This is a genomic window from Dactylosporangium thailandense (genome assembly GCF_059739745.1).
In genome coordinates this window covers 3,179,156-3,190,816 of sequence record NZ_AP029195.1, presented here as the reverse complement: position 1 = coordinate 3,190,816, position 11,661 = coordinate 3,179,156, and the positions used below count along the sequence as shown (strand labels likewise).

General features: G+C 73.4%; 11 protein-coding genes. 6 read left to right on the top strand and 5 right to left on the bottom strand.

The features are described 5' to 3' along the window. Positions 1-2: 2 nt before the first annotated feature. Both AC6JBM_RS14350 and AC6JBM_RS14345 read right to left on the bottom strand, forming a co-directional pair. Positions 3-869 carry a branched-chain amino acid ABC transporter permease gene (locus tag AC6JBM_RS14350; RefSeq protein WP_497984108.1) on the bottom strand — a complete coding sequence of 289 codons (867 nt, stop codon included), beginning with the start codon at positions 867-869 and terminating at the stop codon, positions 3-5. Between the two features lie 124 nt (positions 870-993). Continuing rightward, a complete protein-coding gene (locus AC6JBM_RS14345; RefSeq protein WP_497984107.1) occupies positions 994-2,148 on the bottom strand; it encodes an acyl-CoA dehydrogenase family protein in 1,155 nt (384 codons plus the stop codon). 159 nt (positions 2,149-2,307) lie between these two features. Here AC6JBM_RS14345 and AC6JBM_RS14340 point away from each other — a divergent pair, with 159 nt between their 5' ends. The 6 genes from AC6JBM_RS14340 to AC6JBM_RS14315 all read left to right on the top strand — a co-directional run bounded on the left by AC6JBM_RS14340 (position 2,308) and on the right by AC6JBM_RS14315 (position 9,020). Then, positions 2,308-3,357, top strand: coding sequence for a hypothetical protein (locus tag AC6JBM_RS14340; protein WP_497984106.1), 1,050 nt, complete (start codon positions 2,308-2,310; stop codon positions 3,355-3,357). Then, positions 3,354-4,157: an enoyl-CoA hydratase/isomerase family protein gene (locus AC6JBM_RS14335; RefSeq protein ID WP_497984105.1), complete on the top strand. Its 804-nt coding sequence runs from the start codon at positions 3,354-3,356 to the stop codon at positions 4,155-4,157. The genes AC6JBM_RS14340 and AC6JBM_RS14335 overlap by 4 nt, the downstream gene beginning before the upstream one ends. Before the next feature lie 47 nt (positions 4,158-4,204). Beyond that, positions 4,205-5,410, top strand: coding sequence for an ABC transporter substrate-binding protein (locus AC6JBM_RS14330; RefSeq protein WP_497984104.1), 1,206 nt, complete (start codon positions 4,205-4,207; stop codon positions 5,408-5,410). An 86-nt stretch (positions 5,411-5,496) separates the two neighbouring features. Beyond that, on the top strand, positions 5,497-6,885 hold the full coding sequence (locus AC6JBM_RS14325; RefSeq protein ID WP_497984103.1) for an MFS transporter: 1,389 nt from the start codon (positions 5,497-5,499) through the stop codon (positions 6,883-6,885). A gap of 66 nt (positions 6,886-6,951) precedes the next feature. Further along, a complete protein-coding gene (locus tag AC6JBM_RS14320; protein WP_497984102.1) occupies positions 6,952-7,989 on the top strand; it encodes a DUF7064 domain-containing protein in 1,038 nt (345 codons plus the stop codon). Then, positions 7,986-9,020, top strand: coding sequence for a phosphotransferase family protein (locus tag AC6JBM_RS14315; RefSeq protein WP_497984101.1), 1,035 nt, complete (start codon positions 7,986-7,988; stop codon positions 9,018-9,020). Before AC6JBM_RS14320 ends, AC6JBM_RS14315 begins: the two co-directional genes overlap by 4 nt. Before the next feature lie 3 nt (positions 9,021-9,023). Here the strand turns inward: AC6JBM_RS14315 and AC6JBM_RS14310 are convergent, their stop codons facing one another. From AC6JBM_RS14310 to AC6JBM_RS14300, 3 genes are read right to left on the bottom strand one after another with little or no spacing between them, the layout of a single operon-like run. Then, positions 9,024-9,809, bottom strand: coding sequence for an enoyl-CoA hydratase/isomerase family protein (locus tag AC6JBM_RS14310; protein WP_497984100.1), 786 nt, complete (start codon positions 9,807-9,809; stop codon positions 9,024-9,026). After that, positions 9,806-10,708: an LLM class flavin-dependent oxidoreductase gene (locus AC6JBM_RS14305; protein ID WP_497984099.1), complete on the bottom strand. Its 903-nt coding sequence runs from the start codon at positions 10,706-10,708 to the stop codon at positions 9,806-9,808. The genes AC6JBM_RS14310 and AC6JBM_RS14305 overlap by 4 nt, the downstream gene beginning before the upstream one ends. Further along, positions 10,705-11,646 carry a TIGR03619 family F420-dependent LLM class oxidoreductase gene (locus tag AC6JBM_RS14300; protein WP_497984098.1) on the bottom strand — a complete coding sequence of 314 codons (942 nt, stop codon included), beginning with the start codon at positions 11,644-11,646 and terminating at the stop codon, positions 10,705-10,707. Before AC6JBM_RS14300 ends, AC6JBM_RS14305 begins: the two co-directional genes overlap by 4 nt. Positions 11,647-11,661: the final 15 nt, after the last annotated feature.

The window sequence follows — 11,661 nt, the reverse complement described above, 5'->3', positions numbered from 1 at the left end:
CGTCACACCGCCCGCATGCCGTGCTTGCCGAACAGGCCGGTGGGTTTCAGCAGCAGCACCACGAGCAGCACGACGAACAGCAGCAGCGGCGGGTACTCGACGCCGAGGTAGCGGCTGCCGTAGGCCTGGATCAGCCCGATGAGCAGGCCGCCGACGACGCACCCGGCGAAGCTGCCGAAGCCGCCGACGGCGAGGGCGACGAAGCCGAAGATGGTCATGCTGACCGCGATGCCGACGCTGGCGCCGGTCTTCGGGGTGACGAACGGGCCGAGCAGCCCGGCGAGCGCGCCGGCGAGCGCGAACCCGCCGGCCCGCAGCGCGCCGACGTTGATGCCCCTGGCCTTGGCGGCGTCCGGGTCGCTGGTGGCGCCGCGGGCGGCGAGGCCCCACAGGCTGCGCCGGGAGAACACGTGCATGCCGGCGCCGGCCAGGACGGCGAGCACGACCAGCCACACGTCGACCGGCGCCATCCGCCCGCCGAGGAAGGTGAAGGCGTCCTCCCCGCCGAAGAAGCCGACCGACTTGGGCGTGGCGCCCCACGTCGCGGCGAGCACGCCCTCGATGACGACGAACGCGCCGACGGTGGTCACCAGCAGCGCGCGGGTGTCGCTGCGGCGTAACACCGGGCGTACTGCGACGAGCTCCTCGAGGCCGCCGAGCAGCGCACCGAGGACCGCGCCGAGCAGCGCCGCCGACCACCACGGCCAGCCGAGGTCGACCATGACGTACCAGGAGAAGAACGCACTGAGGATGACGAACGCGCCGTGGGCGAAGTTGAACACGCCGCCGAACGTCATCGTGATGTTGTAACCGATGGCGGTGAGCGCATAGACAGCACCGACCGACAGCCCAGCCCAGACAATCGTCACGACAGCCCCTACGCAGTCCTGCACGGCCCCGGGCCGTGATGTTCTACGAACCTATGAACCAAATGACGTACATGGCAGAAGAGACAGCACCGCCACAGCGACTCCCGCCGGCAGCGGGGGCGGTTCAGTACGAGCGCGGCAGGCCGAGCGAGTGCTGCGCGACGTAGTTGAGCACCATTTCCCGGCTCACCGGCGCCGACCGCATGAGCCGCGTCAGCCCCCACAGGTCGCCGATGCCGTACTCGGTGGCGAACGCGTTGCCGCCGTGCACCTGAACGGTCTGGTCGAAGGCGTGCAGCACCGCGTCGGCCGCGGCCAGTTTCGCCACCGCCGCCGCCTCACCCACGCCGGCGTCGCCGTTGTCGAACTGCCACGCCGCCCGGGCGGTCATCAGCCGGGCCAGTTCCAGCTCGATCTTCACCTCGGCCAGCGGATGGGCGACGCCCTGGTGGGAGCCGATCGGCACGCCCCACACCGCCCGGTCCTTGGCGTAGGCGACGGATTTGTTCAGGAAGTACCGCCCGAGACCGGTCGCCTGGGCCGCGACGTTGATCCGCTCCGGGTTGAGGCCGGAGAAGATCTGCCGCAACCCCTGGTCCGCCGTGCTACCCACCAACCGGTCGGCCGGGACCACGACGTCGTCGAAGAACACCGCGAACTGGCGGTCCGGCGCCTTGATCTCCATCGGGATCGGCCGGAACTCCAGCCCGGGGGTGCCGGTGTCCACGACGAACAGGGTCAGCAGGCCCCGGCCCCGCCGATCGGTTCCGGTGCGCGTCACGACGAGCACGGCGTCGGCCACGTCCATGCCGGTGATGTACTGCTTGGCGCCCTTGATGACCCAGCCGTCACCGGCGCGGGTGGCGGTGGTGGCGAGGTTCGGGGCGTTGGACCCGGCGCCGGACTCGGTGATCGCGAAGGCCATCTTCGTCCGGCCGGCGGCCAGCCCCGGCAACCACCGCTCCTTCTGCGCCGCGGAGCCGAACTCGTCGATGATCGGTCCGCACATGCCGGCGACGATCAGGAACAGCAGCGGGCAGCCCTGCGCGGCGAGCTCCTCGATGACGATCGCCATCTCCTGGATGCCGCCACCGCCGCCGCCGTACTCCTCCGGCAGGTTCACGCCGCCGAACCCGTTGTCGAAGATCGTCGACCAGAGCTCGTGGGTGAACCGCCCCTCCGCCGCACACCGGGCGAAGTACTCGTGGCCGAACTTGGCCCCGATCTCGCTCACCGCACCGCGAAGGGCAAGGTGCTCACTCGACTCGCTGAAGTTCACTCGACCCTCTCTTAACCGACCGGTGGGTTGACTACATGGGGACCAGTACAACAGAGTGACGCTCCAACGACAACAGCAACCGCACACCGACGTCGACCGGCTTGAACGAACCGAAGCCGGACGATCCCGGGCGAAGCCGATGCGAATCGAGGCGATCCGATGAGTGCCGTCCGAGCGTTCCGACCGATCACGGCGGCCGAGTTGGCCTGGCGCACCGAGCTGGGCGCCGACGACCCCGAGTACGTCGAGCTGTGGTGGCTCGACGCCGCCCTGGACAACGGGTGGCAGGTCGGCATCGGCCTGTACCGCTCACGCCCGTTCGACGGCGGCCGCCCGGCCATCACCGTCAACCTGCTGCGCCCCGGAGAGCCGTTCCTGGAGCTGCACCACGGCTTCGCGCCGGACGAGTTCGAGCCGTACCCGTTCGGCGGCCGGTGGGGTGAAGGCAACCAACTGGTCGGTGGACTATCCGAACGCGGCGACCCGGCCGCGTTCGACCTCACCCTGGACGTCGGCCGGTTGCGACTGGAACTGGCGGCAACGGTCGTCTGCGCCGGGGTCAAGTTCACCACCGCCTCCCCCGGCTTCACCCACCACCGCCCCGCTTCGGCCACCGCGATCGGCTGGTGGCCGGTCGCGCCGCGGGCCGACGTCTCCGGCTGGATCGCCCTCGACGGGGACCGCGTGCCGGTGCGCGGCCGGGTCCACGCCGAGAAGCAGCTGTCGTCGCTGCCGCTGGCCGGCCGGGAGAAGGCGCGGTCCGCCCAGTCGGTCTGGACCTGGGGACACTTCACGTGCGGCGACTACACGGGACTGTGGACCGACTCCGCGGCGTCCGAACAGCTCGGCTACCGGCACTTCACGCCGTTCGTGCTGTATCGGGAGGGCGAGCCGATCCTGAGCACGTTCGCCTTCGCCTCGTCCGTGGAGCGCTTCCGCATCGAGCCCGGCACCGGGCTGCCCCGCCCGGAGGTGGTCACGCTCAAGGCCGCGCAGGGCGAGCTGGAGTTCTTCGCCCGGCTCACCGACGGCCGGGTCAGCGACCAGTTCGAGCTCGACGGCAACGAGGGTGCCTACTACTGCCGGCAGATGGGGCGGATCGACGCCGAGCTGTACCACTGGGGGCGGGCCACCCGGCTGACCGGCGACGTCGTGCACGAGTGGGGTACCCAGGCCGGCAACTTCCCGTTCGCGGCGGTGCGCCCGTGAGCGCCGTCGAAGTGTCATGGCCCCGGCCCGGCGTGTACCGCATCGAGCTGCACCGGCCGGAGAAGCTCAACGCCGTCAACGCCGAGCTCGCGCAGGGCCTGCACGACGCGCTCGACGCGGCGGAGCGCGACCCGCACTGCCGGGTCGTCGTGGTCACCGGCGCCGGGCGGGGCTTCAGCGCCGGCCTGGACCTCGACGGCTACGGCGACGCCCCCGGCACGGCGGACATGGGCCAGGTCTACCGCGACCTGGCGTTCCAGCGCCTCGTCGCGACGCTGATCCAGCGGGTGCACCGGCTGCCGAAGCCGGTCGTCGCCGCCGTCAACGGGCCCGCCGCCGGCTTCGGCCTGGCGCTGGTGTGCGCGGCGGACATCCGCTTCGCCGCGTCGACGGCGGTCTTCACGACCGCGTTCATCCGCATCGGCGCCAGCGGCTGCGACCTCGGCATCAGCTGGCTGCTGCCGAGGCTGGTCGGCGCCGGCCGGGCTCACGAGCTGATGCTCACCGGGCGGCGGTTCGACGCCGCCGAGGCGCTGCGGATCGGGCTGCTCGCCGGCGTCGTCGAGCCCGGCGCGCTCGGCTCCACGGTGGACGCGACGATCGACGCCCTGCTCGGCGCGGCACCGATGGCGCTGGAGCTGACCAAGCAGGGCATGTGGCTGGGCCTGGAGCTGCCGTCCCTGGACGCGGCGATCGAGCTCGAGAACCGCCAACAGGTGCTCAGCGCCCGGACGACCGACAGCGCCGAGGCACGTACGGCGTTCCGGGAGCGCCGCACCCCATCTTTCACCTTCCAGTAGCGCAAGTCATCGCCATGGAATCGACAACAAGGAGTGGAGTGATCGCCATGAGAACTCGGCGAGCCGCGATCGCGGCAGCGCTTGCAGTGTCGTTACTGCTGGTCGCCGCGTGTGGCGACGACACCGGGGACGGCTCCGGACCGGGCAACGGGTCCGGCGGCGGCCCGATGAAGATCGACGCGCTGGTCGCGCTCAGCGGCCCGCTCGCCGTCATCGGCGGGGCCATGCAGCAGGGTATGGACGCCGCCGTCCAGGTCGTCAACGACAGCGGCGGCGTGCTCGGCCAGCCGCTCAACATCAACTACATCGACAACGCGGGCAGCGCCGACCAGTCGGCGGCGAAGCTGCAGGAGCTGCTGAGCGGCGGCAAGCCGCACGCCGTCATCCCCGGCGTCGCCTCCGAGATCCCGGCCGGCATCCCGATCCTCGCCCAGGCCGGCGTCTTCACCTCGCAGCACTTCACGGGGGCGACCTTCAACGACCCGAAGAAGTACCCGCTGGAGTTCGGCAACGCCCACACCATCCCCGACTACGTCGGCAGCCTGGCGAGCAAGGCGAAGGAGAGCGGGTACCAGAGCGTCGGCATCCTCGACATCGACGACGCCTCGGGCCAGGCGTTCGAGGCGGTTGCCGGCCCCGCCTTCAAGGCCGCCGGCATCGCCGTCACCTTCGCCCGTGTCCCGCCGGACTCGATCGACGCCACACCCCAGCTCCAGCAGGTCCTCGCCCCGAACCCGAACGCGCTGATCTTCGCCGGCTACAGCCCCGCCGCCGGCGCCATGGCCAAGGCCCGCGCCAAGCTCGCCGTCACCCTGCCGACGATCGCCGCGCAGACGTACTCCGCCAACAACCTCGCCGACCTCGCCCCGGTGAGCGCCTACGACGGCATCCTGTTCCAGCAGCTGGCGACGAGCGTCAAGGGCACCCCGCAGACCGAGAGCGCGGCGTTCAAGAAGTTCTACGACGCGGTGCTGGCCAAGTCCGGCGGCAAGCTGCCGTTCCCGATCAACACGTACCTCGTCGCCTACCACGACGTCATCCTGGCCGCCGCGGCCGCCAACCTCGCCGGCAGCCTCGACGCCAAGAAGATGGCGAAGGCCCTGGAGGGCGCCAAGCCGGCGGACATGCCGCTCTACGTCAGCCCGGTGACGTTCTCCGCCGACAACCACTTCCCGACGTTCGCCCCGGCCGACTTCGTCTTCACCAAGTACGGCCCGGTCGAGAAGGGGCTCAGCGTCCCGTCCGCCGGCTGATCGCGCCGCGATCGGACCGTGTCCCGGTCCGGGTGCCCCGCCCCTGGGGTGCCCGGACCGCTCCACCGCCTCGACAGGAGACGCCCATGTGGTACCTCCGCTCGCGCCAGGCCGCGACGTTCGGCGTGCTCGTCGTCGCCACCACCGCGTTCGCGCTGCTGCAGGCGATGGTGATCCCGGTGCTGCCGGAGATCCGGCGCGCGCTGCACACCGACGCGCGCAGCGTCACGTGGGTGGTCAGCGGATACCTCCTGTCGGCCGCGATCGCCACCCCGGTCCTCGGCCGGCTCGGCGACGCGGTCGGCAAGAAGCCGATGCTGTTGACCGCGCTCGCCATGCTGGCCGCCGGATCGCTCGGCGCGGCGGTCGCGCCCGGCATCGGTCTCATGACGGCGGCGCGGGTGCTGCAGGGCGCCGGCGGCGCGGTGATGCCGCTGGCCTTCGGCATCGTGCGCGACGAGTTCCCCTCCGCGCGGGTACCCCCGGCGATCGGCGTCCTGGCGGCGATCTCCGGGATCGGCGCGAGCGCCGGGCTCGTGCTGGCCGGGCCGATCGTCGACGCGCTGGGCTACCGGTGGCTGTTCCTCCTGCCGATGCTGTTGATCGCGGTCACCGCCGTCGCGGCCGCCTTCGTCGTGCGCCCCTCGGCCGGGCGGGCCGAGCCGATCTCCTGGGTGCCGGCGCCGTTCCTGGCCGGCGCCCTGGCCACCTTCGTGCTGGCCACCACCGAGGCCTCCCGCTGGGGCTGGGCCAGCGGGCGCACGCTCGGGCTCTACGCCGTCGCGGCGGTGCTCGCCGCCGGCTGGCTGCGGCTCGAGTCCCGTGCCCGGCATCCGCTCATCGACCTGAGGATGATGCGAATCCCGGCCATTCGGTCGGGCAACGCGGTCTCGTTCCTGCTCGGCTTCGCGATGTTCGCCGTCTACGCGTTCGTGCCGCAGCTGCTGCAGGCGCCGGCGTCGACCGGATACGGCGTCGGCGCCACCGTCACCGAGTCCGGCCTGCTGATGCTGCCGCTGGCCAGCGCGGTCTTCGCCGGCGGCCTGGTCACCGCGCGGCTCGTGCGGCGCAACGGCTCGCGGCGGGTCGTGGTCTCCTCGAGCGTGGTCATCGCCGGCTGCCTCGCGGTCGTCGCGTGGGGGTACGCGGCCACGTGGCAGTTGGTGACCACGCTCGGGGTCTACGGCGTCGCGCTCGGCGTGGCGCTGGCCTCGCTCGCCACGCTCGTGGTGGTCTCGGCGCCGCCGTCGCAGTCCGCGGTGGCCGGCGCGGTCAACCTCAACGCCCGCAACATCGGCGGCTCCGTGGGGACCGCCGTCATGGCCTCCGTCGTCACGGCGCGGCTGGACGCCTCGGGCGCGCCGGTCGGGTCCGGCTACACGGCGGGGTTCGTGCTCCTCGCCGTCGCGATGGCGCTCGCCACCGCGCTGGCCGTCGCCATACCGCGCCCGGGGGCGCAACCGGCCGGTGCTTGACGCGCGGCCGGGCACACAACTAGGTTCTCAACCAGGTGGTTGGTTAAACCGCCACGAGGAGGCGCCATGTCGATGTTCGCCGAAACGATCGCGCCCGCGCACGAGTATCGGCACGTTCCCGACGACCGGCCGGCCTACAACGAGAGCACCTACTACAACTTCCTGTGCCCCGAAGCCGGCGTCGTCGGCTGGGTTCGGGTGGCGATGCAGGCCAACCAGCCGGCGGGTCAGGCCAGCGTGCTGGTCTTCCTTCCCGACGGCGAGACGCTGTTCACCCACCAGCGCACCACGGACCTGACCGCCGACCGGCTCGCCGTCGGCGGCCTGGACTTCGAGATCGTCGAGCCGCACCGGCGGCAGCGGCTGCGGTACGACGGCCCGCTGTCGTCCTTCAGCGAACCCAAGGTGCTCGCATCGCCCGGCGAGGCGTTCCGCGCCGCCCCGAAGCGCTCGGCGCGGATTCAGCTGTCGGTCACCGGCCACGGCGCCTCGTTCGGCACCAACGGCGACGACCCGGCCAACATCCTCGAGGACACCATGGCCATCGGCCACTACGAGCAGTTCGTCCACGTCGAGGGCGACCTCGAGCTCGACGGGCGGCGCCTCGCGGTCCGCGGCGGTGGCCTGCGGGACCACTCGTGGGGGCCGCGCGACTGGGCCGGCCCGTTGTCGTACCGCTGGATCGTCGCCGCCTTCGAGGACGGCTCGGCCGTCATGACCCTCGACGTCGCCCGGCGCGACGGCGGGCGCACCTGCCGCGCGGCCGTGGTCGACGGCGGCGTCACGTCGCCGGCCGAGCTGACCGGCCAGACGGTGGAGTGGACCGCCGACGGCTTCTGCCGCAAGGCCGTGTCCGAGGTCGCGACCCCCGCCGGTCCCGTCACCCTGACCGGCACCGCCCGGACACCGGAACGCTTCGTGCCGCTGCGGCACCGGCGCACCGCCGCGGACGGCACCGAGCTGGTCACGCGGATCGGTTACTCCGCCTACGAGTTCGTGTCCAGCGACGGCCGGCGCGGGCTGGGCATCGTCGAGATGCTCGACCAGCTCGTCGACGGCCGGCCCGTCGGCATGACCGGCGCGACGGCGCCGCCTCAGTCGTGACCGCGCCGCTCGCCGAGGGGTTGCCGCCGGCCGTCCACGAGTGGCTGGCCCGCGGGCTGCCCGAGGCCGACCCGCCGTTCACCGCCGAGCGCATCTCCGGCGGGTACAGCATGCTGACCTACCGCGTGGCCGACCGCTCGGGGCGCGGGTGGGTGCTGCGCCACGCCCCGGCCGGACGCCACGAGGGCGGCGCGCACGACGTGGGCCGCGAGGCTCGGGCGATGGCCGCGCTGAGCGCCACGCCGGTGCCGGTGCCGCGGGTCCGCCTCACCGGGACCGCCGACGACCCGCTCGGCCTGCCGTGCCACGTCACCGACTTCGTCGACGGCCACGTGCTGGGCAACGCGGAGGCGGCGGCCGAGCTCCTCGACCCGCCGGCGCTGCGCCGGGCGTCGCTCGACGTCGTGGCCACGCTCGCGGCCCTGCACACCGTGGAGCCGGACGAGATCGGGCTGGGCGACCTCGGCCCGCGCCGCTCGTACCTGAGCCGCCAGCTGCACCGCTGGCGCTCGGTCATCGCCGGCGCCGCCGATGGGGCCGCGACCCAGGCCGCCGAGCTCGAACGGATCGCGCAGGACTTGGAGCGCCGGATGCCCCCCGAGGACCGGTGCCGCGTCGTGCACGGCGACTATCGGCTCGGCAACGCGATCGTCGGCGACGACGGCGCCATCCGGGCCGTGCTGGACTGGGAGCTCGTCACCCTCGGCGAGCCGCTGGCCGACCTTGGGCTGCTGGCCGCGTTCTGGGACCCGCCGGCCGAGGCGATGCTCGGCGTCCGGCTGGCGACGTCGGCACCCGGCGCCGCCGGCCTCGGCGAGGCGCTGGCCCACTACGCCGCCATCACCGGCGCCGGCCTCGACGACTTCGAGTACCACTACCGCATGGCGTGCTGGCGGGTGGCCGGCACGGCGCTGCGGGCCCTGCACCGGTACCGGTCCGGGGTGATGAACGACGCCGTCGACACGTCGAAGTTCGTCGCCGCGTGCGACGCCTGGATCCGGCTCGCCAACGCACCGGTGCTCGGGCGCTGAGCCTCACTCCCCGATGAAGTCGGGCTCGGCGCGCTCGGCGAACGCGGCCAGCCCGAGGCGCGGGTCCGCGGCGCGCATGTGCTCCACGGTCAGCCGCCGCTCGATCTCCAGCGCGGCGCCGAGGTCCGGCGCGGCCAGGCCCAGGCGGATCGCCTCCTTCATCCGCGCGGTCGCGACCGGACTGCGCCGGGCGAGCACGGCGGCCATCGCCCGGGCGTGGCCGAGCACCTCCGCCGCCGGCCGCACCGCGTTGACGAGCCCGGCGGCGAGGGCTTCGCGCGGTTCGACCGGCAGGCCGCTGAACATCAGCCACTTCGCCCGGCGCTCGCCGATCAGCCGCGGCAGCCGCTGGGTGCCGCCACCGCCGGGAATCAGCCCGTAGACGGCGTGCTGGTCGGCGAGGCGGGCGTCCTCGGCGACGACGGCGAGGTCGCACGCCTGCATCAGCTCGAACCCGCCCGCGTAGGCGACGCCGTGCACGGCCGCGATCGACGGCAGCGGCGAGGCGGCGAGGCGCCCGAAGACCTGGTGCCAGTACGCCATGAACTCGGCCAGCAGCCCGGAGTCTGCGACCTTGTCCTCGACCGCGCCGAGGTCCGCGCCGGCGCAGAACCCCCGGCCCTCGCCGCGCACGATGAGCACCCGCACGGCCCGGTCGCCCTCCGCGATCCGCACCGCCCGCTCGATCTCGCGCAGCATCTCGCGGTCGATCGCGTTGAGCTTCTCCGGCCGGCTCAGCACGAGCTCACCGACCCGGTCGTGCACGTCGAACCGGACCCGGTCGCTCACCGCAGCTCCGGCAGCACGTCGTGGGCGATCGTGTCCAGGACCCGGTCGCGGTCCTGCGGGGCCGCGGCGACCTGCAGGATCACCGTGTCCGCGCCGGCGGCGGCGAACTCGCGGATCCGGCGGGCGACCGCGCCCGGCGAGCCGAGCAGGAGATAGCGGTCAGCGAGCGGCGCGAAGTCCTGCCGGTAAGCGGCGCTGACGTATTCGACGCCGGCCCGCCGCGCCCAGCCGGCGTCCGGATCGGCGCAGGCGAAAGCGAACACGGCCGCTCCGACCCGGGACGGATCGCGCCCGTGCCCGGCGGCCGCGGCCCGGACCCGGTCCAGCCCGGCCCGCAGCTGCTCCGGCGTCACCATGTAGGGCAGCCAGGTGCTGGCGAACCGGCCGGCGCGGCGGACCGCGCCGTCCTTGCGGCCGCCGAGCCAGATCGGCGGCCCGCCGGGCTGCACCGGCGGCGGGTCGAGCGCGACGTCCAGAAGCCGCGTGTACGTTCCCTCGTACGACACGGGTCCTCCGCGGAACAGCAGGCGCAGCACCTCGAGCCCCTCGTCGAGCCGCCGGAACCGCTCCGCCGGGTCGACGCCGACGGCCGCGAACTCGGCCGGCGCCTCCCCGCCGGCACCGACGCCGAGCTCGAAGCGCCCCTGCGCGACCTGGTCGAGCGTCGCGGCCAGCTTGGCGGCGAGGGCGGCCGGGTAGAGCGGCAGCAGGCTCACCGTGCTGACCAGCCGGATCCGCGTGGTCACCGCGGCCGCCGCGGCGAGTTCGACGAACGGGTTCGGCGCGACCTGGAAGAACAGGTGCTCGCCGCAGGCCAGGTAGTCGAAGCCGAGCGCCTCGGCGCGCCGGGCGTCGGCGGGCACGGACCCGGCGGCCCCGAGCGCCAGGCCGGCCTTCACGCCGCCACGGCTTCCCGGAACCGCCCGTTGAGCTCGTCGAGCAGGTCGCGGGCGGCGGCCTCGGCGCGCGGCAGCCGCGCCAGGGTGCGGAAGTCGCAGACGCCGAGTGCCCGCAGCCGTGGCACGTCGGCCAGCACGCGCGAGAGGTCGAGGGTACCGCCGGCAACGACGGTCGGCAGCGCGGCCGAGATCCGCACGGTGGCGAAGTCGCGGCCGTGCCGCTCGACGAGCGGGCGCATCGCGTCCAGCGCCGCGGCGAGGTCCTCGGTCTTGACGCCCCACGGGATCCAGCCGGCGCCGTAGGTCGCCAGGCGCCGCGCCACGGCCGGGATCGCCCGGCCGCCCAGCCATACCGGCACCCCGGCGGGATCGGTGGGCTTGGGTCGCATGTGGACGGCGTCGAGCTCGAACCCGCGCCCCGACATCGAAACCTCGTCGGTGGTCCACAGCGCCCGGCACACCGCGAGAGTCTCGTCGAGCACCCGGCCCCGCTCGGCGAAGGGCACGCCGACCGCGCGGTACTCGGCCTGCTGCCAGCCGACGCCGACGCCGAGTTCGAGCCGCCCGTGGGACAGCACGTCGATGGTGGCGGCGATCTTCGCCAGGAAGACGGCCGGGCGCAGCGGCGCGACGAGGACGTTGGTGGCGAGCTTGACCCGCGTCGTGACGGCGGCCATCGCCGCCAGCGCGGTCAGCGGCTCCAGCCAGTCCCCGTCGGGGCCGGTGGGCTGCACGCCGCCGGTGACGCCGCCGGTGGCCGGCTGGCCGTACCCGGACAGGTCGCGGCCGAAGACGAGGTGGTCGACGACGAAGATCCGGTCGATGCCGGCCGCGTCGGCGGCGCGCGCCTGGTCGAGGATGTGCCGCCAGTCGCCCGGCGGCGCGGCGGCGAAGTTGCGTACGGCAACGGAAATTTCCGGCTCGGCAGGGCCTCCCATGGGTGCAGCATATGG